General features: G+C 34.7%; 26 protein-coding genes. 20 read left to right on the plus strand and 6 right to left on the minus strand.

Annotated elements, in window-relative coordinates; genetic code table 11:
- Positions 1–12: 12 nt before the first annotated feature.
- From DOK76_RS10710 to DOK76_RS10735, 6 genes are all read left to right on the plus strand, one after another.
- A complete protein-coding gene (locus DOK76_RS10710; protein ID WP_206967635.1) occupies positions 13–1089 on the plus strand; it encodes a WxLIP family cell surface protein in 1077 nt (358 codons plus the stop codon).
- Positions 1090–1267: 178 nt separating this feature from the next.
- Positions 1268–2290 carry a DUF1002 domain-containing protein gene (locus DOK76_RS10715; RefSeq protein WP_206967637.1) on the plus strand — a complete coding sequence of 341 codons (1023 nt, stop codon included), beginning with the start codon at positions 1268–1270 and terminating at the stop codon, positions 2288–2290.
- Between the two features lie 102 nt (positions 2291–2392).
- Positions 2393–2842: a DUF1801 domain-containing protein gene (locus DOK76_RS10720; protein ID WP_206967639.1), complete on the plus strand. Its 450-nt coding sequence runs from the start codon at positions 2393–2395 to the stop codon at positions 2840–2842.
- A gap of 5 nt (positions 2843–2847) precedes the next feature.
- A complete protein-coding gene (locus DOK76_RS10725) occupies positions 2848–3138 on the plus strand; it encodes a DUF1905 domain-containing protein (protein ID WP_206967641.1) in 291 nt (96 codons plus the stop codon).
- A gap of 2 nt (positions 3139–3140) precedes the next feature.
- Entirely contained in the window at positions 3141–3491 is a 351-nt protein-coding gene (locus DOK76_RS10730) for a DUF2200 domain-containing protein (protein WP_206967643.1), read from the plus strand.
- 120 nt (positions 3492–3611) lie between these two features.
- Positions 3612–4118 carry an FUSC family protein gene (locus tag DOK76_RS10735; RefSeq protein WP_206967644.1) on the plus strand — a complete coding sequence of 169 codons (507 nt, stop codon included), beginning with the start codon at positions 3612–3614 and terminating at the stop codon, positions 4116–4118.
- Positions 4119–4211: 93 nt separating this feature from the next.
- On the opposite strand, the gene DOK76_RS10740 is transcribed toward DOK76_RS10735, so the two are convergent.
- On the minus strand, positions 4212–4367 hold the full coding sequence (locus DOK76_RS10740; RefSeq protein ID WP_206967646.1) for a hypothetical protein: 156 nt from the start codon (positions 4365–4367) through the stop codon (positions 4212–4214).
- A gap of 244 nt (positions 4368–4611) precedes the next feature.
- On the opposite strand from DOK76_RS10740, the gene DOK76_RS10745 reads away from it, so the two are divergent.
- The 7 genes from DOK76_RS10745 to DOK76_RS10775 all read left to right on the plus strand — a co-directional run bounded on the left by DOK76_RS10745 (position 4612) and on the right by DOK76_RS10775 (position 10943).
- Complete coding sequence (locus tag DOK76_RS10745) at positions 4612–4944, plus strand: SdpI family protein (protein WP_206967648.1); 333 nt, start codon at positions 4612–4614, stop codon at positions 4942–4944.
- 2 nt (positions 4945–4946) lie between these two features.
- Positions 4947–5669 carry a winged helix-turn-helix domain-containing protein gene (locus DOK76_RS10750; protein WP_206967650.1) on the plus strand — a complete coding sequence of 241 codons (723 nt, stop codon included), beginning with the start codon at positions 4947–4949 and terminating at the stop codon, positions 5667–5669.
- Complete coding sequence (locus DOK76_RS10755; RefSeq protein WP_206967652.1) at positions 5669–7102, plus strand: ATP-binding protein; 1434 nt, start codon at positions 5669–5671, stop codon at positions 7100–7102. The genes DOK76_RS10750 and DOK76_RS10755 overlap by 1 nt, the downstream gene beginning before the upstream one ends.
- A gap of 100 nt (positions 7103–7202) precedes the next feature.
- Positions 7203–7487: a UPF0223 family protein gene (locus DOK76_RS10760; RefSeq protein ID WP_206967654.1), complete on the plus strand. Its 285-nt coding sequence runs from the start codon at positions 7203–7205 to the stop codon at positions 7485–7487.
- Positions 7487–8251, plus strand: coding sequence for an inositol monophosphatase family protein (locus DOK76_RS10765; RefSeq protein ID WP_206967656.1), 765 nt, complete (start codon positions 7487–7489; stop codon positions 8249–8251). Before DOK76_RS10760 ends, DOK76_RS10765 begins: the two co-directional genes overlap by 1 nt.
- 137 nt (positions 8252–8388) lie before the next feature.
- Positions 8389–10227 carry a translational GTPase TypA gene (gene typA, locus DOK76_RS10770; RefSeq protein WP_206967658.1) on the plus strand — a complete coding sequence of 613 codons (1839 nt, stop codon included), beginning with the start codon at positions 8389–8391 and terminating at the stop codon, positions 10225–10227.
- Between the two features lie 95 nt (positions 10228–10322).
- Positions 10323–10943: a YgaN family protein gene (locus tag DOK76_RS10775; RefSeq protein ID WP_206967660.1), complete on the plus strand. Its 621-nt coding sequence runs from the start codon at positions 10323–10325 to the stop codon at positions 10941–10943.
- 42 nt (positions 10944–10985) lie between these two features.
- Here DOK76_RS10775 and DOK76_RS10780 read toward each other — a convergent pair whose 3' ends face one another.
- Complete coding sequence (locus DOK76_RS10780) at positions 10986–11492, minus strand: ECF transporter S component (protein ID WP_242542289.1); 507 nt, start codon at positions 11490–11492, stop codon at positions 10986–10988.
- Positions 11479–11874 carry a DUF4430 domain-containing protein gene (locus DOK76_RS10785; protein ID WP_206967662.1) on the minus strand — a complete coding sequence of 132 codons (396 nt, stop codon included), beginning with the start codon at positions 11872–11874 and terminating at the stop codon, positions 11479–11481. The genes DOK76_RS10780 and DOK76_RS10785 overlap by 14 nt, the downstream gene beginning before the upstream one ends.
- Before the next feature lie 151 nt (positions 11875–12025).
- Between DOK76_RS10785 and pcrA the strand changes: the two genes are divergently transcribed.
- Genes pcrA through rlmD form a run of 7 tightly spaced genes read left to right on the plus strand, consistent with a single transcriptional unit; the run spans position 12026 to position 22022 of the window.
- Entirely contained in the window at positions 12026–14287 is a 2262-nt protein-coding gene (pcrA, locus tag DOK76_RS10790; protein ID WP_441006655.1) for a DNA helicase PcrA, read from the plus strand.
- 14 nt (positions 14288–14301) lie between these two features.
- Entirely contained in the window at positions 14302–16323 is a 2022-nt protein-coding gene (gene ligA / locus DOK76_RS10795) for an NAD-dependent DNA ligase LigA (protein ID WP_502361286.1), read from the plus strand.
- A 49-nt stretch (positions 16324–16372) separates the two neighbouring features.
- Positions 16373–16678 (plus strand): Asp-tRNA(Asn)/Glu-tRNA(Gln) amidotransferase subunit GatC, encoded by a 306-nt coding sequence (gatC, locus tag DOK76_RS10800; protein ID WP_206967664.1) that lies wholly within the window; start codon positions 16373–16375, stop codon positions 16676–16678.
- Complete coding sequence (gene gatA / locus DOK76_RS10805; RefSeq protein WP_206967666.1) at positions 16678–18147, plus strand: Asp-tRNA(Asn)/Glu-tRNA(Gln) amidotransferase subunit GatA; 1470 nt, start codon at positions 16678–16680, stop codon at positions 18145–18147. Before gatC ends, gatA begins: the two co-directional genes overlap by 1 nt.
- Positions 18147–19577 carry an Asp-tRNA(Asn)/Glu-tRNA(Gln) amidotransferase subunit GatB gene (gatB, locus tag DOK76_RS10810; protein ID WP_206967668.1) on the plus strand — a complete coding sequence of 477 codons (1431 nt, stop codon included), beginning with the start codon at positions 18147–18149 and terminating at the stop codon, positions 19575–19577. Before gatA ends, gatB begins: the two co-directional genes overlap by 1 nt.
- 25 nt (positions 19578–19602) lie before the next feature.
- The gene (locus DOK76_RS10815) at positions 19603–20625 is read left to right on the plus strand and encodes a diacylglycerol kinase (protein WP_206967669.1); all 1023 of its coding nucleotides are present in this window, start codon (positions 19603–19605) and stop codon (positions 20623–20625) included.
- Between the two features lie 20 nt (positions 20626–20645).
- Entirely contained in the window at positions 20646–22022 is a 1377-nt protein-coding gene (gene rlmD, locus DOK76_RS10820; protein WP_206967671.1) for a 23S rRNA (uracil(1939)-C(5))-methyltransferase RlmD, read from the plus strand.
- Positions 22023–22059: 37 nt separating this feature from the next.
- Here rlmD and DOK76_RS10825 read toward each other — a convergent pair whose 3' ends face one another.
- The 3 genes from DOK76_RS10825 to DOK76_RS10835 form a co-directional block, all read right to left on the minus strand.
- Positions 22060–22503, minus strand: coding sequence for a MaoC family dehydratase (locus DOK76_RS10825; RefSeq protein ID WP_206967673.1), 444 nt, complete (start codon positions 22501–22503; stop codon positions 22060–22062).
- Positions 22504–22648: 145 nt separating this feature from the next.
- Positions 22649–23200, minus strand: coding sequence for a hypothetical protein (locus tag DOK76_RS10830; RefSeq protein WP_206967674.1), 552 nt, complete (start codon positions 23198–23200; stop codon positions 22649–22651).
- Positions 23197–23991: a hypothetical protein gene (locus tag DOK76_RS10835; protein ID WP_206967676.1), complete on the minus strand. Its 795-nt coding sequence runs from the start codon at positions 23989–23991 to the stop codon at positions 23197–23199. The genes DOK76_RS10830 and DOK76_RS10835 overlap by 4 nt, the downstream gene beginning before the upstream one ends.
- Between the last annotated feature and the right edge of the window lie 44 nt (positions 23992–24035).

The following is a 24035-nucleotide window of genomic DNA, read 5'->3' on the forward strand; positions in this document are numbered from 1 at the left end:
AAGGAAGAAAAAATGAATTTTTTTAAGAAGTCTTTACTCGTAATGGCAGTGTTGATTGGTTCTTTGTTAAGTTCAGGTGTTACTGCTCATGGTAATGAAGTTGGTTTTTCAGTAGAGCCTGTTTTCCCTAAAAATCAATTAGATCAATCAAGCGGTTATTTTCATCTATTGATGAAAGAAGGGCAAAAACAGACGATTCAAGTTAAACTTAAAAATACAAAAGACACAGAAGTTGAACTTAGCGCTTGGGTTTCAAGTGCTAAAACGAATGTCAATGGAGTTGTTGATTACAGCGATAATAAAAGCGATGCAGATGCGTCACTTCAATATGATTTAGCCGATATGGTGAAGATGGAAAAAGACATTAAACTTCCTCCAAAATCAGAACAAACTGTAGATATAGAAGTTGCAATGCTTGAAGCTCGCATGGAAGGGATAGTGGCTGGTGGATTGACTTTTGAAGAGAAAAATCCAGGTGGGACAAAAGCTCTAACTAGCCAAACAGGTGTCAAAAATAAATTTTCTTATGTAGTAGCGCTACTCGTGCAACAAGATTCGGAAATTTTACTTGAACCTGAACTAGCTATTGGAAAAGTTGCTCCAACTCAGTTGAATTCAAAAAGTGCTATCTCAGCAGAGATTCGAAATGTTGCGGGTATTTTCTTGAACGATATGGCAATTAGTGTTGATATTGTTGATAAGAAATCAGAAAAAGTAGCCTTTCAAATGAAGAAAGAAAATATGCAAATGGCACCGAATTCCACAATGAAGTTTCCAGTTTTTTTAAATGGTGAGAAGTTAAAACCAGGAGATTATGAGTACCGTGCTCATGTATCAGGTAAAAGTTCAGCTGATGATGGTGATATGCAGGAGTGGGACTTGACTGCTGACTTTACCGTAGATAATAAAGAAGCTAAAAAGTTAAATGATACAGATACACAGTTGCCTGAAAAGCAAGGATTAAGTTGGTGGATTTGGTTATTGATTGCCCTAAATGTTATCGTTTTAGGTGGTATCATACTGTTTGTCGTGAAGAAACAAAAAGCTAGTAAAAAGAAAAGAAAGAAACGTCGTAAAAAGAAAAAATAACTAAACTAAAACAGAGCCTAGAAAAATAGGTTCTGTTTTTTTGAGTAAGTAACTAAAAAACCTTTAGTTTTTATTAAAATAATCTGAATTTTTGTTAAAACCCTACTTCAGTCGGATGCAAAAATAACTCTTGGTTGATACAATGAACTTGTATTAAAGATATTTAATGGAGGTTTTTATGAAAAAAATTAAACTAATAACCTTAGGATTAATGCTTTTTGGTAGTTTAGGCTGGGCATCTCAGTCGTTTGCTGAAGAGAAAGCTAAAGACGAAGGTTGGGACGTACCCAATATCGCTTTAGGTAATGGGTTAACAGAAGCGGAACAAGCTAAGACAAAAGAAATCTTAATGAAAGATTTGGATAAAGTAAAAGAATTAAAAGGGACGGATACAACTAAGCATAATGATTATGTAGTTGATGGTAATGATTTAGTGAAATATGTGACAGATATTCCAGAATTCACTAGTAATTCAAAAGCATACTCAAGTGCTTTGATTGCTCGTACAAAATCTGGCACAGGTGTAACAGTGGATATTGTCACACCAGAAAACATTACATCACGAACAGAAGCGATGTACCGTTCAGCGGCTATTACTAGTGGTGTTTATGATGCGTATATTCGTATTGGGAGTGTTCGTACTATGGACGGAAGCGGTGCTTTAGCAGGGATTTACAAAATTTACGATGAAGTAGACCCAGCAAGTGATGCGACAGATCAAAAAAGCCGTGATGAAAAAAGAGAAGTAGCTCAAGATCAAATGCAAGTAGTTGCTGGGATTGATGCTGCTAATCAAGATAACAAAAATTATTCATCAGAAAATATCTTAGTAATGCTAGCAGATATTCAATTAGAGCTTCAAAAAATAAATGATAAATTAAGTAAAATGAGTGAAAATGAGCGTGTCAAAGAAGTTGAAACTGTTGTTGTTCAACAAATTAATAACAATGGGTTAACAGAAGCAATCTCTCCAGAGCAACAACAAGACATTGTTAACAACATGGTTGCATTTACTCATACAGATGGTATCAATGATTCAGAGATGGCTAAGCAATTGTCTAGTTTTAAAGATGATTTAGTAAAAAATGGAAAAGAGTTCAAAGACAGTTTGTTGTCAGATGAAAATGTAGAAAAAGCAAAAAGTGGCTTTGGAAAATTCTGGCAAGGAATTAAGGACTTCTTTTCAAACTTATTTAAATAAAATGGGAGTAACAGGTTATTTTTCTTGAAAAAGTAATCTGTTACTTTTTTGATGTTTCATGCTATATTTATCATATGAATAATATAGAAGGTTGGGTGACGTATGTCGGAAATTGAAGAATATATTCAAGGGATAGATGAAAATAGACAAGTTGCTTTTAATAAATTAGTGGAAGTGGTTAGGGAGAATATCCCTGAAGGCTTTGAGGAAGTGTTTCAATATGGCATGATTACTTATGCTGTACCTCTAGATGTTTTTCCAGAAGGTTATCTAAATCGAGTCGATGAACCGTTACCCTTTATTTCTCTAGGTGCACAGAAGAGGCATTTAGCTCTATATCATTTAGGTATTATGGGGAATAAAGAGCTACTTCAATGGTTTCAAGAAGAATATGCTAAAGTTGTTCCAACGAAATTAAACATGGGAAAAAGCTGTATTCGAATGACTAATGTAAAGCATATCCCTTATGAGTTAATCGGAGAATTAGTTTCTAAAATGTCTATGGAAGAGTGGATTGAAAGCTACCAAAAGTTCCAAAATAAGAAAGGGTGAGTCTTTTGTCTCAAACGTATACCTACACAACAGAAATCGTGGCTTCAGAGATTGGAAAAGGTGGAGCCTATGTGGTATTTCCTTATGACATTCGAGAAGAGTTTGGTAAAGGACGAGTGAAAGTGAGTGTTCTTTTTGATACAGAAGCTTATGAAGGAAGTATTGTTAATATGGGTGTCAAACATCCAGATGGCAGTATTTGTTACATCATAGGGATTCGAAAAGATATCAGAAAAGCACTGAATAAGGATATTGGTGATCAAGTCACTGTTCAAGTGAAAGAGAGAGTGGACTAATTATGACTGAACATAAAGTGTTTTCTATGTCTTTTGCAAGTATCTACCCCTTGTATCTGACTAAAATTGAGAAAAAAGGTCGAAATCAACAAGAATTAGATCAAGTGATTACTTGGTTGACGGGTTTTAATAAAGAGGGATTAGAGAGTATTATGACATCGGGGGAGAGTTTACGTGATTTTTTTGACAAGGCACCTAAAATAAATCCGAACGCGTCGTTGATTACTGGTGTTATTTGCGGTTGCCGAGTCGAAGAAATAGAAGATCCCCTTATGCAAAAAATCCGCTACATGGACAAACTGGTTGATGAATTAGCAAAAGGGAAAAAGATGGAGAAAATCTTAAGAGCTTAAAAGTTCGTTTGCAATTTTTTTCACTAAGGATTAGAATATGAGTTAGAAGACAGTCATCTTTTAGGAGTTGGCTGTTTATTTATTCAAGAAAGTAGGGTTTGGATTTAGTTGAGAATTGGTATGAGAACCATTAAGACCGGTTTGAGTGTCTTTTTTTGTATCTTGATAAGTTTCATCTTTAATCGAGAAACTTATGTGGTATCGTCTATTACGGCTATTTTTACGTTGCGTGAGGATATGTACAATACGGTGAAGTTTGGTAGACATCGTGTAGTAGGTAATGTCTTGGGGGCATTATTTTCGGTTGTGGCGATTTTTATTTTTAAGACGTTTGGTGATGGCAAGTTAGTTCAATTAATCGCCATTCCGTTGTTAATTATTTTGTTAATCGGCATTTTATCATCGACTAAAAATTATGAGGGAACTGTTGGAGCGTGTGCGACTTTACTGACGATTCTTTTCATGATTCCTGAGTCACAATCCTATGCTTATGCGTTTGATCGTGTCGTGGATAGTTTTATTGGTATGTTGATTGCATTTGGTATTAACCGTGCTATACCGTATCCTTATAAGAAATACAGTCGCTTTTCTAAGCGGAAAAAAATTAGCAATTTTAAGGAAGATTAACCTTAAAATTGTTTTTTTGCATAACAAAAAGGTATCCACACATACTGAAATGTTTGAATACCTTCGTCAATAGCTGGAATCTTCCACAGTTGATTACTCCTTAACTAGTTGATTTAATTTGTTTTTTGCTTCTTCAATAGTATTGCCTTGAGCTGAAATGTTTTCATTGTTAGCATCAAATACAACAAAAATATTCGCCTCAGTGTCTAAGGTAATACGATATTGAATTGCTTGATTGTTAAATACCATAATACATTCTCCTTTCGATTGTTTCTTTTGGTAAGAAAGGCATAAACTCTCATGGTAACAAAATTCCTACAGTTAATTTACCACATCGTTTTCTTAATATCAAGTAATAACTATGATAATTTCATGGAAATTTCATATTTGTTTATTATTATGTAAAACAGATAGTTAATCTTTTGAGAAATCTTTATTTCAGAAGTGACGAATAAATAGTATAATAGAAGTATTAAATTAGGTTGGTGTAAAAATGATATTTTATTTTATTGGATTAATCTTAACAGTTGTGGGAGCTCTTTATTTGATCTTCCCCTCACAAAAGAGAAGTAATAAATATGGCTATAGAACGCCAAGAGCAAAGTTTAGCGATGCTAGTTTTGCTTACGCTCAAAAGGAAGCAAGTAAAGCTTTTTTAATCATTGGGCTGATTACATTTGCCATTGGGTTTACTCTGAAACAATTAGGTCTATTACAATTCTTTATTATTGAGTTGTTTTTAATTATTATTCCTATCACTCGAGTATTTTACATGGTTGAAAAAAAATTAGAGATTTTTATTGATCAAGAAGAAGGAGCGAAATAAAAATGAAATTGTTAATGATTGAAGATAATGAATCAGTATCAGAAATGATGAAAATGTTTTTTTTAAATGAAGAATGGGATGTTACCTTTAAATATGATGGCAAAGACGGACTAGACGAATTTTTAACTGCTCCAGAAAGTTGGGATATGATTACATTAGATTTGAATTTACCAACAATGGACGGTGTGACGGTTTGTCGTGAAATTAGAAAAGTGTCTCCATCTGTGCCGATTATTATGTTAACTGCCAGAGATTCAGAAAGTGATCAAATTATTGGACTAGAAATGGGAGCTGATGATTATGTGACTAAACCATTTAGTCCTATCACATTAATTGCCAGAATTAAAGCGTTGCATCGTCGTGCGATATTAGTTGATGAGTCACCTCAAGCTGCTAATGGAATTGATGAAGCTTTTGATGTTGTGACTGAACATTTTAAAATGAATACAAAAACACGAGAAGCTTATTTAGATGACAAGCTTGTTGAAGGGTTAACACCTAAAGAATTCGATTTATTATTAACCTTAGCTAAAAAACCACGTCAAGTCTTTTCAAGAGAAAAATTATTAGAACTTGTTTGGGATTATCAATACTTTGGTGACGAGCGAACAGTAGATGCTCATATTAAAAAACTTCGCCAAAAAATCGAAAAAGTCGGTCCTCAAGTGATCCAAACAGTTTGGGGCGTTGGTTATAAATTTGATGATTCTGGAGTCGGTGCCTAATGCGCTATCTACTTCAGCAAATGATTGCTTTTTTTGCAATCATTTTGACTGTACTACTTATTTTTGGGATGTTCTTTACTCAGTTCACCAAAACTACAGTTAAGGAAACGAGCTATGAGCAATTAGAAAAATATTCAGATACTGTCACCAACAACATGCGTGATTACGGCTGGAATTTAAAAGAATCTTTAGACACAACAAGCGCTGTGGCTAAAAATCAAAATATTTTCTTCTACTTACTGACACCAGATAGAGTAGCGACTTATCCTCCTGATATTGAAGGAGCAAGCTTAAAAAGTGTGATTTCAGACAAAGAGTTAAAAGATATGAAGGAAAGTGGTCAAGCGATTAAAAAAACAGTAGTCAATAGTACGATTGGTGAAAAGAAAACCTCTATGGCTGTTCATATCCAACCGCTTTTTTCAACACCTAACTTAGCTTTTGAAGGGTTACTCCTTGTTTGGCAGCCAAATAGTAGTATTGAAGAAAGTGTGGGACTTTTAACTCAGAATTTATTTAAAGGCTTTATTATTTCTACGGTTATCGCGTTAATTATTAGTTATATTTTAGCTAAGTTCCAGGTTAATCGAATTAACCGCATGCGAAAAGCGACTAAACAAATTGCTGAAGGGAACTTTGATGTTCACCTAGAAGTGAAAAATAACGATGAACTAGATGATTTAGCTGAAGACTTTAATCAGATGGCTGTGGTACTAAAAGAGTCTCATATTGAGATCGAGCGGCAAGAAGAGCGGCGTCGCAATTTTATGGCAGATGTGGCTCATGAGATGAGAACGCCTTTAACAACAATTAATGGTTTATTAGAAGGTCTAGCATTTAATGCGATCCCTGAAAATCAAAAAGACCGTTGTATTAGTTTGATGCAAAACGAAACCAAACGCTTAATCAGATTAGTTAACGAAAACCTCGATTATGAGAAAATATTGACGAATCAGATTTCAATTGCGATTCAAAAATTAAATGCGACAGAAATTTTAGAAACAATCGTAGAACAATTAACGAATAAGGCAAATGATAAAAATGATAAACTTGTTTTAGAAACAGTTGAGCCTGTTGACGTGTACGCTGATTATGACCGGTTTGTTCAAGTGATGGTTAATGTAATTACAAATGCTATCCAGTTTACAGAAGATGGTCAAGTGACGATTAATGTCTCAAGAGGCTACATGGAAACCGTTGTGAGTATTTCTGACACAGGTATTGGTATGACTGAGGACCAAGTTAAAAATATTTGGGACAGATACTATAAGGCTGATCCTTCTCGTAAAAATACGAAATATGGTGAATCGGGTTTAGGTTTATCTATTGTTGATCAATTGGTACGCCTTCATGGAGGAACGATTCATGTGGAGAGTCAAGTCAATGAAGGAACAACCTTCACAATTAGTTTTCCAGATCAACAACCTGATTAAATGAAATAGATTAAAGTGAGTAATCAATAATGATTGCTCACTTTTTCGTTGTCTGATACACTTGGTATAGTTTATTATTAAAAGAAGAACAGGTGAAGTTATGTCAGACAATTACAATTATCCGCTTAATCCTGAATGGTCCACTGAAGAGATGATTTCAGTCGTTAACATGTGGAGCGTGTTAGAAGAAGCGTACGAGAAAAAAGTGAAAGCAGAAGATTTTCTTAAAACGTATACTCAGTTTAAAGCAGTTGTTAAAAGCATTGGTGAAGAGCGTCAATTAGGCAGAGAATTTGAAGAGGTATCAGGTTATTCTCTTTATCATGTAGTCAAACAAGCGCGTCAACAAAAAACAGGTTGGTTAAACGGAAAGGATTTTAACTAATGAGTCAAAAAGCGTTAATGGAAGAAGTTAAGTCGTGGATTGAAGAAGCTGCAACACAAGTCAAAGAAAAACTTAAGGGTCAGGTGTTTGTTGAAGAAAAAAGCAATCGCCATGATTTAGTGACGAATGTTGATAAAGAGACAGAAGCTTTTTTAGTCGAGAAAATCCGTACCCATTACCCTGATGATCAGATATTAGGTGAAGAGGGCTTAGGTGATACATTAGAATCAACAGATGGCCGTATTTGGATTATTGACCCTATTGATGGGACACTAAATTTTGTCAAACAACAAGAAAATTTTTGTATCATGATTGGTATATTCGAAAATAATGAGCCAGTATTAGGGTTTATTTATAATGTAATCAAAGATGAGTTTGCCTACGGTGGAGCAGATACAGGTGTCTTTCTAAATGGAGAAGTATTGCCTCCTGTACCGAACTTAGGCTTAAGAGATGGTTTGATTGGAACAAATAGTACCATGTTTGCTAAAGATATTTTGAACACACAAAAAATTGGCTCAGAAGCTGTAGGTGTTCGAATTTTTGGTTGTGCTGGCTTAGATTTTTTAAGTGTGCTTCGAGGCAAACAAGTCGCTTATTTATCTAATCTTTCACCTTGGGACTTTGCAGCAGGAGTTGCTCTAGGAAAACCCCTTGGATTAGTACATTCCAAGCTAAATGGTGAAGCTTATGATATATTAGGAGAGCGTCAATATTTTGTCGTTGCAACAAAAAAAGCTTACGAAGATATGTTTAATCTTTAAGTTTTTCAAAAAAAAGTGAGGAAATGAAAACTTTTCACTTTTTTTCATTGCTTTTTTTTGTTATAATGACTAGTCGGTAAAATTAGATAAAATCGTTTATCTAATTGCTTTTATAAGAGTGAGGAGAATCTACAATAGTGAAATTAAGAGAAGATATTCGTAATGTGGCAATTATTGCCCACGTTGACCACGGTAAAACAACATTGGTTAACGAGTTATTAAAACAATCAGATACATTAGATGGACACACACAAATTCAAGAACGTGCCATGGACTCAGGTGAAATTGAGCAAGAACGTGGTATTACAATTTTAGCGAAAAATACAGCGATCAACTACAAAGATAAACACATCAACATCTTAGATACACCAGGACATGCGGACTTTGGTGGAGAAGTTGAACGTATTATGAAAATGGTTGACGGAGTTGTTTTAGTCGTAGATGCCTATGAAGGAACAATGCCTCAAACACGTTTTGTATTGAAAAAAGCTTTAGAGCAAAAATTAACACCAATCGTTGTTGTTAACAAAATTGATAAACCAACTGCTCGTCCTGAAGAAGTAGTAGATGAAGTATTAGAGTTATTAATTGAATTAGGCGCAGATGATGACCAATTAGAATTCCCAGTTGTTTACGCTTCAGCTGTAAACGGAACTTCTAGCCCATCTGACAACCCTGCAGATCAAGAAGAAACAATGGACTATATTTATGATGCTATCTTAGATCATATCCCAGCTCCAGTTGATAATAGTGATGAGCCATTACAATTCCAAGTATCATTATTAGACTACAACGATTATGTTGGTCGTATTGGTATTGGACGTGTGTTCCGTGGAACAATCAAAGTTGGTGACCAAGTTGCCTTAATGAAACTTGATGGCGAAGTGAAGAAATTCCGTGTTACTAAATTATTAGGTTTTTTAGGATTAGAACGTGTTGAAATTCAAGAAGCTAAATCAGGTGACTTAATTGCCGTTTCTGGTATGGAAGACATCTTCGTTGGAGAAACTGTTACACCAGTTGAACATCAAGAAGCTTTACCAGTATTATTTATTGACGAGCCAACACTTCAAATGACTTTCTTAGTTAACAATTCACCATTTGCAGGTCGCGAAGGTAAATACGTAACAGCTAGAAAAATTGAAGAACGTCTACAAAACCAATTACAAACAGATGTGTCATTAAAAGTTGAAGAAACTGATTCACCAGATAAATGGACTGTTTCAGGTCGTGGGGAACTTCATTTATCAATCTTAATCGAAAACATGCGTCGTGAAGGATTTGAGTTACAAGTATCTCGTCCTACAGTTATCTACCGTGAAATCGATGGTACTTTATGTGAGCCATTTGAAAGAGTTCAAATTGATACTCCAGAAGAATACATGGGTGGCGTTATTGAGTCATTAGGTACTCGTAAAGCTGAAATGCAAGATATGATTAACAACGGAAACGGTCAAGTACGTTTAATCTTCTTAGCTCCTGCTCGTGGATTAATTGGTTACTCAACTGAATTCATGTCATTAACTCGTGGATACGGAATTATGAACCATACATTCGATTCATACTTACCAGTTATTTCTGGTTTAGTAAGTGGTCGTCGTAATGGTGCCCTAGTTTCTATCGACCAAGGTAAAGCAACAACATACAGTATCATGAGTATTGAAGAACGTGGAACTGTTTACGTAGCTCCAGGTACTGAAGTATATGAAGGTATGATTGTTGGTCAAAACTCTCGTGAAAATGACTTAGGTGTTAATATCACGAAAGCAAAACAAATGACTAACGTTCGTTCTGCAAATAAAGACCAAACTTCAGTTATCAAAAAACCAAAAATTCTTTCATTAGAAGAATCATTACAATTCTTAAATGACGACGAATTCTGTGAGGTAACTCCAGAAAGCATCCGTTTAAGAAAGAAAATCTTAAACAAATCAGAACGTGAAAAAGCTGCTAAAAAGAAAAAATCAGCTGAATAATTAATTCTTAGAGCCAAGGTGAATACTCGCCTTGGTTTTTTGTTATATTCATTTTTTAAAGGTATAATAATTATAATAAGAAAGAGGTGTGTTAGATGACTAGTGGAAATAAAAAAGTAAAATGGTTGCTTGGTATAGTAGGGGGCGTGCTTTTTTCTTTAGGTGTTTTAGTTGGGTGTTTGATTCCGCCAAAAGATAACGGGATAATCCCTGATACAAATAAAGAAACCTTGAAAATTGCAGATAGTTCGTTATCGGATGTTTCGCTACTTTTTAATTATAGCGGAGCTGTTGATCTAAATACTAAAGCAAAAGAGGTTACTGTGTATTTAGATTATTATGAACAAGGAGATTTAAAAAAACATGACTCTGTGATAGCTTTTTCTCAGGAAGAGAAATCTTTAAAGGGACGTTTAGTTTGGGGAATTAGCCAAGATGATGAATTATTGACAATTGCTTTGGCTTCTAATAGTGGTAGCACCATATCGAATACGACGGAAGTTTTTTGGCTAAAAGATGAAGAGGGGTGGATGTCAGGAAGCTCAGCTGCGGATAATAAAAGAGAAATCAAAGTGGGTAGTAAATACCTATTGTATAAATGGGTAAATGATAAAAGTCAAAGTATGAGTGCATATACGGATGACTCTGAAGAATTTAACAAAGAAAAAATAGCTAAAAATGATAAATTAGTACAGTTATATATTGAATTCAAATAAAACATCCCGTTGAAATCAGTCTTAGGATTTCAATGGGATGTTTTATAGTTTTACTTTTTTTAATAGTGGTGTTAATACAGGATAAAGAATCAGGAAAAAAATAAAATTCCCAATGGCGTGAAAAGTATCGAAAGGAACACCTTGTAAGTAATACACCCAAAATGTTTGAATACCAAAAAAAGGTGCTTGTACAAGAGAGATAATAAATCCAAACCAATAGCCCATTAAGCCGGCGTAAATAGCTAAAATAATTAAAGGCTTTTTTTTGAGAAAGGGTGTTAAGAAGTAGGTGAAAGCACAGATAGATACAAAAGCAGCTAACTGCGCTAGTGTCCAAATTCCCATACCTAAAAATACATTAGAAATGACGATTGATAAAACAGCCACGGTACTGCCAAAGTAAAAACCAAAAACAAGGGTACAAATGATAATAATTGTTGTTAGAGGTTGAACATTTGGAATAGCCTGAAAAAGAAGTCTACCGGTAAAGCTTGCGGCGCTCATGAGGGCCGCGGTCGTTAGCCATTTAACAGATTTATTTAAATGCATTTAAACGCCATTCAATTTTATCTGAATCAGCAACAGTCATTTCACCTGCACCTTTATCGGCTTCTTTATCGTTGATGTAGTACATCCAGTATTTATTAGCTTTAGCGTCTTGCTCTTTTCCATCGATTGATGTAACAAAACCTTTGTCTTCTTTGACATCAAAATTAGCTTTTAAGATATCTAAAACAGTTGCTGATTTGTCAGCGGTGATTTCTTTAGAAGTAATTTCTTTGTCATCTTCAATGAGTGTCATCGTTACTGTTATTGTTTGTTGTTTTTGTTCAGTTGAACTTGTTGCCGTTGTTTGTGTAGTATCAGTTGAACAAGCAGCTCCAACCATTAAAAATGATGATAAGATAAAACCTAAAATTAGTTTTTTCATAATAATAATTCCTCCAAAATAAATATAAGTCTTCATCATTTTAGCGAAAGAATTAAGTTATTGCAAATCTTGATTTTCTTCTCATTTTGAAAGATATTTTGAGGATTTTTTGCTATAATAGAAAGGATTTGATAAGAAAGGGTGTTCGTACATGATGAATCATGCCAAGGACCTGATTAAAGGTCTAAATGAAAAACAAAAAGAAGCAGTCATGCATACCCAGGGACCGCTTTTAATAATGGCAGGAGCAGGTAGTGGGAAGACACGTGTGTTAACTCATCGTATCGCTTATATCATTAATGAAAAAGACGTTAATCCATGGAACATTCTAGCGATTACTTTTACGAATAAAGCAGCTCGAGAGATGAAAGAGCGTGTGGTGACAATATTAGGATCACAGGGCGAGGATGTTTGGGTATCAACATTTCACTCGATGTGTGTGAGAATGTTGCGCCGTGATGTTGATGTGATTGGTTATAATCGTAACTTTACGATTTTAGATAGCAGTGATCAGCAAACGTTAATGAAGCGTATTTTAAAAGAAGAAAACATTGATCCAAAAAAATACGATCCAAGAAGTATCTTAAGTGCGATTAGTAATGCAAAAAATGAATTACTAACACCAGAAAAATATGAAGAACGCTACAATGGATTTTTTGAAAAAATAGTAGCGACTTGTTATAAACGTTACCAAAAAGAATTAAGACATAACCAATCCATGGATTTTGATGACTTGATTATGTTAACAATTCGCTTGTTTGAGACGAGTCCTGATGTATTAAAGTATTACCAAAATAAATTTCAATACATTCATGTGGATGAGTATCAAGATACCAACCACGCTCAATATACATTAGTTAACATGCTGGCTAAGCGATTCAATAATTTATGTGTCGTAGGAGATGCTGACCAAAGTATTTATGGTTGGCGTGGTGCGGATATGCAAAATATTTTAGATTTTGAAAAGGATTATCCAGATTCTAAAACCATTTTGTTAGAGCAAAACTATCGATCTTCTAAAAATATCTTACAAGCAGCTAATAGTGTGATTGAAAACAATGGCAATCGTAAGAAAAAAGACCTTTGGACAGATAATGACGAAGGTGAGAAAATCATCTATTACCGTGGTGATACTGAACGTGAAGAAACTCGTTTTATTGTGGGGACGATTCAGAAATTAGTTCAAGAATCAGGGAAGAAATACGGTGACTTTTGTGTTCTATACCGAACAAACGCGATGAGTCGTGTGATTGAAGAAACGTTCTTAAAAGCCAACATCCCTTACAAAATGGTTGGAGGGCATAAGTTTTACGATCGAAAAGAAATTCGTGATATCTTGGCTTACTTAAATGTGATTTCAAACGAAATGGATTCATTAAGTTTTGAACGAGTGGTTAATGTGCCTAAACGAGGGATTGGTCCAGGAACAGTTCAAAAATTACGTGATTTTGCCAATATGCATGAATGGTCTTTATTACATGCTGCGATTGATGTTGATTTGGCCAATATTACTGGAAAAGCTCGTAATGAGTTAGCTGGTTTTGGTGCTATGATTCAAGACTTTAAACAAATGATACCTTTTCTAAGCGTGACGGAATTAGTGGAAGAGGTTTTAGAAAAAAGTGACTATAAAGCTGATCTGAAACGACAAAATACACTTGAAGCTCATTCTCGCTTAGAAAACTTAGATGAGTTTTTATCAGTGACACAAGAATTCGATAAACGATTTGAAAATGGTGAGTATGAAGTGACTGATGACTCTGATTCAGATGAAGAACAACCAAATAAATTGACGTTATTCTTAAATGACTTGGCTCTTGTTTCAGATATTGACAGTTTGGAAGATGACCAAAGTCAAGTAACCTTCATGACCCTACATGCAGCTAAAGGGTTAGAATTTCCATATGTCTTCTTAATGGGAATGGAAGAAGGTATTTTTCCTTTAAGTCGTGCGATGGATTCTGAAGAAGAGTTAGAAGAAGAACGACGCTTGGCATACGTGGGTATTACACGGGCAGAGGAGCAGTTATTCTTAACCAATGCCTTTAGTCGAACTCTTTACGGACGAACACAGTATAATCGTGCTTCTCGTTTCTTAGGTGAAATTGATGAGAGTGTGATGACTCAGTATGGTCAAGAAAATAAAGTTCAACGTCAAAGTCCAATTGGTGAAAGAAAAGCACGTCAAACATATGTCCAACCAGATGTTAAAGTTGTATCAAGTAAAGTGCAAACCGGTGGCGAAGCAAGCTCATGGAAAGCTGGAGATAAAGCTGAACACAAAAAATGGGGCGTCGGTACTGTTGTAAAAGTAAGTGGAACAAGTAAAGACTTAGAGTTAGATATTGCATTTCCTCAACAAGGTATTAAACGATTACTAGCAGCTTTTGCGCCAATAACAAAAGTTGATTAAGGAAGTGAAATTAAGTGGACAAGCTAGATATTCAAATAAAGATGGAAGCATTAAATAAACAATTAACGGATTGGGCTCATGATTACTATGTAATAGACCAACCTAAAGTATCTGATGCTGATTATGATAAAATGTATCACGAATTAGTTACTTTAGAACAAGCTAACCCAGATTTTATTCTGGCTGACTCGATCACTCAGCGAGTAGGTGGCGAGGTTCTTCAAGGTTTTAATAAAGTAACGCATCAAATTCCAATGATGAGTTTGAATAATGCCTTTAACAAAAATGATTTGCTTGATTTTGATACACGAATTAAAAAGTTGACTGATCGACACATTGATTACATGGTGGAGCTTAAAATTGATGGACTTGCTATTAATTTACGTTACGTCAATGGTCAATTTGTTCAAGGCGCAACTCGTGGTGATGGGGTTATTGGTGAAGATATTACACAGAATTTAAAAACCGTTAAATCAATACCTTTAAAACTAAAAGAACCTCTTAATATTGAGGTTCGTGGCGAGTGTTACATGCCTAAGCAATCATTTATTCAATTGAATGAGCAACGAGAGGCAGATGGAGACAATGTCTTTGCCAATCCAAGAAATGCAGCAGCTGGTAGTTTACGTCAATTAGATTCAAAGGTAACAGCTAAGAGAAATTTAAGTACTTTTATCTATACAGTTGCTTCTCCTGAAGCTTTTGACTTTAAGACACAAAATGACTCGTTAATTGATTTAGCTAAGACTGGTTTTAACATTAATTCTGAAAGAAAATTGTGCCAATCCATTGATGAAGTCTGGGATTATATTGAGAATTTCCGTGATAAACGCCATCAACTTGACTACGAAATTGATGGAATTGTTATCAAGGTAAATGATTTTCAAGCTCAGCAAGAAATCGGATATACTGTGAAAGCACCAAGATGGGCAATTGCTTATAAATTCCCTGCAGAAGAAGCAGAAACAGTTATCAGAGATATTGAATGGACAGTAGGAAGAACAGGTGTTGTGACACCAACTGCTGTGATGGATCCTGTCTCACTAGCTGGGACAACTGTCGCTAGAGCAAGTTTGCATAACATGGATTTAATCATGGAGAAAGATATTCGTCTACTAGACCATGTGATGATTCATAAAGCAGGAGATATTATTCCTGAAGTAACACGTGTCTTAACTGAAAAAAGAGACGATACAAGTGTTAGTTATGAATTTCCAACTCACTGCCCAACTTGTGAATCAGAATTAGAACGAATCGAATCAGAAGTTGCTTTAAGATGTATGAATCCTATGTGTCCAGCTCAAATCAAAGAAGGATTGAACCATTTTGTTTCGAGAAATGCGATGAACATAGATGGTTTGGGACCAAGGGTTTTAGAGCAAATGTATGACAAAGGTATTATTAAGAATGTTGCAGATTTATATGTGGTAACAGAAGAAGAGCTATTAACTTTGGATAAAATCAAAGAAAAATCTGCCAACAATATCTTAACAGCGATTAGCAACAGTAAAACCAATTCATTAGAAAAATTACTCTTTGGTTTAGGAATTCACCATGTTGGAGCTAAAGCAGCTAAATTAATTTCAGAAAACTTCCAATCAATTGAAGGAGTTATGGCAGCCGAACAAGAAGCTATTAGTGCTATAGATACAATTGGTCCTGTGATTGCTGATAGCCTAGTTAAGTACTTTTCAAATGATGAAGTTAAAGAACTCATAGCTGAGTTGAAACAAGCTGGTGTCAATACAGATTATCTAGGGCAAACGGCAGCTGACATAGCTAATGTGGACTCACCTTTTAAAGATAAAACCATTGTTTTAACAGGTAAATTAACTCACTTTAATCGAAACGAAGCAAAAGAAAGAATCGAAGCTTTGGGTGGTAAAGTGACTGGTAGCGTGTCTAAAAAGACAGATATTGTAGTGGCAGGTGAAGAAGCTGGTAGCAAGTTAGAAAAGGCTGAAAAATTAGAAATCACTATATGGAATGAAGCGCAAATGGTAGAAGCCATTGAAAATAGTACAGAACTTAACTAAAATAGTAAGATATGATGAAAACGATAGGTAGATTAAGGAGCGAAAAAATATGGCAATTACAAAAGAAGAAGTAAAGCGTGTTGCAGAACTTTCTAAATTGTCTTTTGATGAAAAAGACTTAGAGATGTTTACAGCACAAATGGGAAATATCATCGACATGGTAGAAGAATTAGAACAAGTGGATACAACAGGTGTTCCATTTACTTCTAATGTGGCCTCAGAAATCAATGTTTTAAGAGAAGATGTGGCTCTTAAAGGTGAATCTAGAGAAGCATTATTAAGCAATGTACCAGAGACAAAGGATGGCTTTATTAAAGTTCCTGCGATTATGGATAATGGGGAGGCAGGAGCATAATGAGTAACTTATATGAATTAAGTGTTAAAGAGTTATCAAAAAAAATCCAAAGTAAAGAAGTATCTGTGACAGAAGTCGTACAAGATTCTTTCAAACGAATTCAAGGAACAGATGAAGCAATTGGTTCTTTTATTACATTAAACGAAGAACAAGCATTAGCTTTAGCTAAAGAATTAGATGAAAAGGGTCCTTCAGAGGCGCAACCATTAGCTGGTATTCCTATTGGAATTAAAGATAATATCGTGACTAAAGACCTACTAACAACAGCTGCAAGTAAAATGCTTTATAATTTTGTCCCACCTTATGATGCAACTGTTATGACAAAAGTATATGAAAACGGCATGATTCCAGTTGGTAAATTAAACATGGACGAATTCGCTATGGGGTCAGGAACAGAAACATCATACTTCAAAAAAACAGTGAATCCGTGGAATGAAACAAAAGTACCAGGTGGTTCTTCAGGTGGATCAGCTGCCAGTGTGGCATCAGGTCAAGTCCCAGTATCACTTGGATCAGATACAGGTGGAAGTATTAGACAACCAGCTTCTTATACAGGAATTGTGGGAATGAAACCAACATATGGTCGTATTTCTCGTTATGGTTTAATTGCTTTTGCTTCAAGTTTAGACCAAATTGGTCCAATGACAAGAACTGTAGAAGACAATGCATTAGTGTTAAATGCTGTTTCAGGACACGATGTTAAAGATGGAACAAGCTCAAAACAAGTCATTCCAGATTTTTCAAGTTTGATTGGTCAAGATATTAAAGGAATGAAGATTGGTGTGCCAAAAGAATTTATGTCAGAAGGTGTAGATTCAGAGGTTAGAAAATCAATTGAAGAAGCTATTGAAACGTTACGTCATTTAGGGGCAACAGTTGAAGAAGTAAGCTTACCTCATTCTAAATACGGAGTACAAGTGTACTACATTATCGCTTCATCTGAAGCATCATCTAACTTGCAACGTTTTGATGGTATCCGTTACGGTTATCGCTCAGAAAACATCACTAATTTAGAAGATGTTTATGTTAATTCACGTTCAGAAGGTTTTGGTGAAGAAGTGAAACGTCGTATTATGTTAGGTTCCTTCTCATTGAGTTCAGGCTTTTATGATGCGTATTTCAAAAAGGCTGGTCAAGTTAGAACATTGATCATTGAAGATTTCAAAAAAGTATTCAATGATTATGATTTGATTTTAGGACCATCATCTCCAACAATTGCCCATGATTTTGGTGCAGATAAAGATCATCCTGTTACAGCTTATATGAGAGATATTTTAACAATTCCAGTTAACTTAGCAGGACTTCCAGGGATTAGTTTACCATGTGGATTTTCAGAAGGAATGCCAATTGGTTTACAGTTAATTGGTAATTATTTTGAAGAAGAAAAAATCTATCAAGTGGCAGATGTATTTGAAAAAGCTACAGAATTTCACAAACAAAAACCTGTGATTTTAGGAGGTAACGCATAATGAATTTTGAAACAGTCATTGGATTAGAAGTCCATGTTGAGTTAAAAACAGAATCAAAAATTTTCTCAACGTCAGCTGCCCACTTCGGAGCAGATCCTAATACAAACACTAACGTGATTGACTTTAGTATGCCAGGGGTATTACCTGTCATGAATAAAGGTGCTTTAGAATTTGGAATGAGAGCAGCTTTAGCTCTAAATTGTGAGATTTCACAATCAACTCACTTTGATCGTAAAAATTATTTTTATCCAGATAACCCAAAAGCTTACCAAATCTCTCAAGCAGATGAGCCAATCGGTCATGATGGTTGGATTGATATTGAAGTTGAAGGTAAAACAAAAAGAATTCGTATCGAACGCGTTCATTTAGAAGAAGACGCAGGTAAAAATATTCACGGAACAGATGGTTACTCTTATGTGGATTTAAACCGTCAAGGAACACCTTTAATTGAGATTGTATCAGAAGCTGATATGAGATCACCTGAAGAAGCTTATGCTTATTTAGAAGCGATTCGCTCTATTATCCAATTTTCTGGTGTGAGTGATGTGAAGATGGAAGAAGGTTCTATGAGATGTGATGCCAATATCTCTCTACGCCCTTATGGTCAAGAAGAATTTGGTACTAAAGCAGAACTTAAAAACTTAAACTCACTAAACAATGTGAAAATGGGCTTGATTCATGAAGAAAAACGTCAAGCTAAAGTGTTATTATCTGGTGGGCTAATTCAACAAGAAACAAGAAAATATGATGAAGCAACAAAATCAACGATTTTAATGCGTGTTAAAGAAGGCGCAAGTGATTATCGTTACTTCCCAGAACCAGATGTTCCTCGTATTGAAATTTCTGATGAGTGGGTAGAAGAAGTACGTCAAAGTATACCAGAACTTCCAGCGGCTAGAAGAAACCGCTACGTAAATGAATTAGGTTTACCTGAGTATGATGCTATGGTATTAACTTTATCACGTGATATGTCAGATTTCTTTGATGCAACTCTTAAAGAAGGCGCAGATGCTAAGCAAGCATCTAACTGGTTAATGGGTGAAGTATCAGCTTATTTAAACAGTGAAAAACTAGAATTACTAGAAACAAAATTAACGCCAAGTAATTTAGCCGGAATGCTTAACTTAATCGCGGATGGCACAATTAGTTCTAAAATTGCTAAAAAAGTCTTTAAAGAGTTAATTGAAAATGGTGGAGAAGCTAAAGAAGTCGTTGAAGCTAAAGGTTTGGTTCAATTATCAGATCCAGCTCAATTATTACCCATTATTAATGAAATTTTAGATGGTAATGCTCAATCAATCGAAGACTTTAAAAACGGTAAAGGTCGTGCTCATGGTTTCTTAGTCGGACAAATTATGAAAGCAACTAAAGGGAAAGCAAACCCTGGTGTTGTCAACAAACTGTTAACTGAAGAGTTAGAGAAGAGATAAGCCGTTTATACGAAGGAGTAACGCTATGAAAGCAAGACTAATTTACAACCCCACATCAGGAAAAGAAATCCTTAAAAAAAATCTAGCTGATATTTTAAATGTGATGGAACAAGCAGGTTACGAATCCAGTGCCTATGCTACAACACCTGAACCTTTTTCAGCCAAAAAAGAGGCAGAACGTTGTGCTTTAGCTGGTTTTGATTTACTTGTTGCAGCAGGAGGGGACGGTACCATTAATGAAGTTATTAATGGTATCGCGCCACTTGAAAATCGTCCTAAACTGGGTATTATTCCAGGAGGAACAACTAATGACTTTGCTAGAGCTCTTCACATTCCAAGGGACAATGTCGTTAAAGCAGCAGAAGTCATGTTGAAAAATCAAACTATCAAATCGGATATTGGTAAAGCAGGAGATACTTACTTTATGAATATCGCTGCAGGTGGGAACTTAACAGAGTTAACTTACGAAGTACCATCACAATTAAAAAGTGTCTTTGGTTACTTGGCTTATTTAGTTAAGGGAGCAGAAATGTTACCTCGAGTGAAACCTATTAATATGAAGCTTGTTTACGATGAAGGAGAATATATTGGCAAAGCCTCTATGTTTTTCTTAGGATTAACAAATTCAATTGGTGGTTTTGAGCAAATCGCACCTGACGCTCAACTAGATGATGGTAAATTCTCATTGATTATTGTTAAAACAGCTAATATTTTAGAAATCATGCATTTGATTGGTTTAATGATGAACGGTGGTAAACACGTAAATGATAATCGTTTAATTTACACGAAAACGTCTAAATTATATGCTGAATCTTTAGATGAAGATTTTAGAATGATGATTAACTTAGATGGTGAGTATGGTGGAGATGCACCGATGACATTTGAAAACTTGAAACAACATATTGAAATCTATGCTAATTTAGATGAGATTCCAGATTCTGCTGTTTCAGGTGATATGGAAGAGGCTTCAGATTACTTTATTAAAGAATTAGAACAATTAACGAGTGAAGACATCGATGGAGATGGCGTCATTTCAGGAGATAAGTAAACATAAAAAGGAAGAAACTAATGACAAAATTAAAAAAAGAAGTACCGGTTGCAAAAAATGATAAGCTATGGTTAACAATTGAGGATATGACTCATGATGGCCGTGGTGTTGGTAAAGTTGATTTTTATCCTATATTTGTAGAAAATGCGATTGTTGGAGAAGAAGTCGAAGTTAGAGTATTGAAGACAACGAAAAAGTTTGCTTATGGAAAAGTCTTACAGTGGAAGAAAAAAAGTGCTGACCGCGTAGAAGATATTGATTCTGATTTAATTCGTACAGGAATTGCTCCACTACACCACATGAGTTACGAATCTCAATTAGCTTTTAAACAACAACAAGTTGAAAAAGCTGTTAAGCGTATTGGCGGTTTTGACAATCTTGAGGTAAAAGAAACAAAAGGAATGGATGTTCCTTTCAAATATCGTAACAAAGCGCAAATCCCAGTTCGTAAAATAAATGATCGTTTGGAACTAGGTTTCTTTAGAAGAAATAGTCATGATTTGATTCCGATTGAAGACTTTTATATCCAAGAAACAGCTATTGATGAAGCATTAATCTCCATTAAGCCAATCCTAGAAAATTACAATGTTAAACCATACGATGAAGAAAAACAAACGGGACATTTAAGAAATATTGTTATTCGTAAAGGTCATTACACTAATGAATTAATGATTGTTTTTGTGACGAAAAAGAAAAAAATCTTCAAAATTGGAGAAATCTGTAAAGAGATTGTTGCAGCAGTACCTAATGTCACATCAATTATGCAAAGTATTCATACTGAAAATAATAATGTGATTCTTGGTAAAGAATTTGTGACTCTATATGGTAGAGATTACATTGAAGATCAATTACTAGGTAATACATACCAAATTTCTGCTAAATCATTTTATCAAATCAACACAAAACAAGCTGAAATATTATATCAAGAGGCCATTGACCGTGCTCAGTTAACTGAACAAGACGTGGTGATTGATGCTTATTGTGGTATTGGAACAATTGGTTTATCTTTAGCTAAACAAGTGAAACACGTTTACGGTGTTGAGATGGTTGAAGATGCTATCGAAGATGCGAAGAAAAATGCTGAAATAAATGGCATTAGTAATGTGGCATTTGAAGTTGGAAAAGCAGAAGTAATCTTTGATAAGTGGCTAAAAGAAGAGATTCAACCAACAGTTATCATTGTAGATCCACCAAGAAAAGGATTAAGCGAAAGCTTTATTCGTGCAAGTGTGGAAATGAACCCAGAAAAAATTGTATATGTGTCTTGTGATCCAGCAACATTTGCAAGAGATTTAAGCATTTACAATGAATTAGGCTATACACCTGATTACGTACAACCAGTCGACATGTTCCCACAGACATCTCATGTAGAATGTGTGACAGTCCTAACTAAATAAAACAAAAAAACAGACTACTCAAATAGTCTGTTTTTTGTTATCTAAATGTCATTAAATTAGCAGTCATTGTTTCACAAACTAAACCATCTTGATCAATGGCTTTTGACTCTACTTTCATATAGACACGGTCAGGTCGTGATTTAGAAGGATTGATTTCTTTTATGGTGCTTTCTACGTGTAGCGTATCTCCAGGTCTAACCGGTTTATTCCATTCTAAGTTAACGCCAAGGCCAATAGCACCTTTTTCAAAGGGAATACTGTCAATCCATAATTTCATTGTGACGCTAGCTGTATGCCAACCACTAGCCACTAACTCTTTGAAGAAAGAGTCTTTTGCTTTTTCTTCATCAACGTGGAAAGGTTGTGGGTCATACTTTGTAGCAAATTCTATAATTTCGTCTAAAGGAATTTGATACTCTTCACTTATAAACGTTTGTCCTACTTTAAATTCATCTGCACTCATTTTTTTAACATCTGTCATTGATAAAAACCTCCAAAAATAATTAACTGTTATGTTATTAGTATAATATGAAACCGTTTAAAACAGAAATGAGTTGCTTCATTAGCCATATTAATATAGGTAGTAAAAAAAGAAACAACCAGGTGAAAATTACTAGTTGTTTCTTTTAGATAATATTATTGATTAATAAGCAATGATCGTAGTAAGGACTCTCAGCAACAAGTGAGCTATGAGATGAAATAATTAGTGATGCTTCTTGTAATTGAGCAACACGTTTCAAAATAGGCATCAAATTAAATAAAAATTGACTTGTTTTTTCTGAAGAATCTATTGGATCAATGATAAAAATAGTCTGTTTTAACACAATAGCTCGGAGCATTTGTAAAACAAGTTGTTCATTTTTAGAAAGGGTCATAGCAGTTGTTTCTAAGTCTAATCCTTGAAGTTTAAACTGAAAAAGTAAACGAGAGAGTTCTGAAATAAACCATTGTTTATCTTTTTTAGAAATCCCAAGGAGTAAATTATCTTGAATCGATAAGAAAGGAATCATGTTATTTTCTCTACCTAAAATGCCGTAGTAGGCATTTGATTCTGATTCTTGTAGTAAGGACATCATTTGTTCTTGGTGCTTATTAGTTGTTGGGGCATAGATTAATGTAATTTTACTTGAGAAAAAACTTGTATCAAAATCTGAATGTTTATGATTAATATCTATCATGAAGCAAATCTCCTTTTCTTAAATGCAAAGGTTGTGTAACAATAAAAACCGGCTGAGTAAGCGACTATCATATTAATAAAAAGAAGGCAGAAATTAGCTATTAGGGTTGAAAACACATGATTAAATGAGAGGGTAGACACTTTGACATCAAGTATTGATGTTCGGTTGTAAGGAAGAAGTGTCCTATCAGAATTAAGGGAAACAACATGATCTTCTTTCTCTTTTTCTTTAGTATCAGGGAAAAGGTCATCTTTTCGTTTCACAAGTTTCTCCGATTGGAAATAATGATTCATGACTTTTTGGTTAGTCTGAATACTCTCATTAATAATTTGATTATGAAAAACTAAAAAAGCACATAGAATAACAGGTAGGCTAATAATCACTGGGAAAATTAACTCAAGTAAAAGTCTAGGTAACATCTCGCGTCTTTTTATTCCAATATAAGAAAGGGAATAAAGCTCTTCTTTTCTTTCTTTCGTAAAGTAAACACTTAGTAAAAAGAAAGCGATAAATGATGTTAGTAGAATGATCAGTCTAATGTGATCATAGAATGTCACAATCAGGTCATTACTCTTTAGCAAATGCTTGTTTAATTCTGTATCAAATTGAGGCAGGATTGTTTTGAGTTGATCCCACTTGCCTAATAAATAATTTAAGGTCATTTTTTGAGTATCAAGTAATTGGGAAAGGAAGGCAAGACACATTAAAAAAAGTGAAAAGACAACAAATAAGCTAATGCTCATTCTTTTATGATATCTTGCTGCTTTAAAAGATTGTTTTAAATTTGTCATCAATTTTACCTCCATAGGAAAATTATACCGAGTAGTTGTGAAAA

Source organism: Candidatus Vagococcus giribetii, from assembly GCF_017316185.1.
Classification (GTDB): domain Bacteria; phylum Bacillota; class Bacilli; order Lactobacillales; family Vagococcaceae; genus Vagococcus; species Vagococcus giribetii.

What these genes read in the sequence shown, in the direction of transcription:
- DOK76_RS10710 (WP_206967635.1), top strand. Translation starts at nt 13, where the DNA reads ATGAATTTTTTTAAGAAGTCTTTACTCGTAATGGCAGTGTTGATTGGT.
- DOK76_RS10715 (WP_206967637.1), top strand. Translation starts at nt 1,268, where the DNA reads ATGAAAAAAATTAAACTAATAACCTTAGGATTAATGCTTTTTGGTAGT.
- DOK76_RS10720 (WP_206967639.1), top strand. Translation starts at nt 2,393, where the DNA reads ATGTCGGAAATTGAAGAATATATTCAAGGGATAGATGAAAATAGACAA.
- DOK76_RS10730 (WP_206967643.1), top strand. Translation starts at nt 3,141, where the DNA reads ATGACTGAACATAAAGTGTTTTCTATGTCTTTTGCAAGTATCTACCCC.
- DOK76_RS10735 (WP_206967644.1), top strand. Translation starts at nt 3,612, where the DNA reads ATGAGAACCATTAAGACCGGTTTGAGTGTCTTTTTTTGTATCTTGATA.
- DOK76_RS10740 (WP_206967646.1), bottom strand. Translation starts at nt 4,367, where the DNA reads ATGGTATTTAACAATCAAGCAATTCAATATCGTATTACCTTAGACACT.
- DOK76_RS10745 (WP_206967648.1), top strand. Translation starts at nt 4,612, where the DNA reads ATGATATTTTATTTTATTGGATTAATCTTAACAGTTGTGGGAGCTCTT.
- DOK76_RS10750 (WP_206967650.1), top strand. Translation starts at nt 4,947, where the DNA reads ATGAAATTGTTAATGATTGAAGATAATGAATCAGTATCAGAAATGATG.
- DOK76_RS10755 (WP_206967652.1), top strand. Translation starts at nt 5,669, where the DNA reads ATGCGCTATCTACTTCAGCAAATGATTGCTTTTTTTGCAATCATTTTG.
- DOK76_RS10760 (WP_206967654.1), top strand. Translation starts at nt 7,203, where the DNA reads ATGTCAGACAATTACAATTATCCGCTTAATCCTGAATGGTCCACTGAA.
- DOK76_RS10765 (WP_206967656.1), top strand. Translation starts at nt 7,487, where the DNA reads ATGAGTCAAAAAGCGTTAATGGAAGAAGTTAAGTCGTGGATTGAAGAA.
- DOK76_RS10775 (WP_206967660.1), top strand. Translation starts at nt 10,323, where the DNA reads ATGACTAGTGGAAATAAAAAAGTAAAATGGTTGCTTGGTATAGTAGGG.
- DOK76_RS10780 (WP_242542289.1), bottom strand. Translation starts at nt 11,492, where the DNA reads ATGCATTTAAATAAATCTGTTAAATGGCTAACGACCGCGGCCCTCATG.
- DOK76_RS10785 (WP_206967662.1), bottom strand. Translation starts at nt 11,874, where the DNA reads ATGAAAAAACTAATTTTAGGTTTTATCTTATCATCATTTTTAATGGTT.
- pcrA (WP_441006655.1), top strand. Translation starts at nt 12,026, where the DNA reads ATGATGAATCATGCCAAGGACCTGATTAAAGGTCTAAATGAAAAACAA.
- gatC (WP_206967664.1), top strand. Translation starts at nt 16,373, where the DNA reads ATGGCAATTACAAAAGAAGAAGTAAAGCGTGTTGCAGAACTTTCTAAA.
- gatA (WP_206967666.1), top strand. Translation starts at nt 16,678, where the DNA reads ATGAGTAACTTATATGAATTAAGTGTTAAAGAGTTATCAAAAAAAATC.
- gatB (WP_206967668.1), top strand. Translation starts at nt 18,147, where the DNA reads ATGAATTTTGAAACAGTCATTGGATTAGAAGTCCATGTTGAGTTAAAA.
- DOK76_RS10815 (WP_206967669.1), top strand. Translation starts at nt 19,603, where the DNA reads ATGAAAGCAAGACTAATTTACAACCCCACATCAGGAAAAGAAATCCTT.
- rlmD (WP_206967671.1), top strand. Translation starts at nt 20,646, where the DNA reads ATGACAAAATTAAAAAAAGAAGTACCGGTTGCAAAAAATGATAAGCTA.
- DOK76_RS10825 (WP_206967673.1), bottom strand. Translation starts at nt 22,503, where the DNA reads ATGACAGATGTTAAAAAAATGAGTGCAGATGAATTTAAAGTAGGACAA.
- DOK76_RS10830 (WP_206967674.1), bottom strand. Translation starts at nt 23,200, where the DNA reads ATGATAGATATTAATCATAAACATTCAGATTTTGATACAAGTTTTTTC.
- DOK76_RS10835 (WP_206967676.1), bottom strand. Translation starts at nt 23,991, where the DNA reads ATGACAAATTTAAAACAATCTTTTAAAGCAGCAAGATATCATAAAAGA.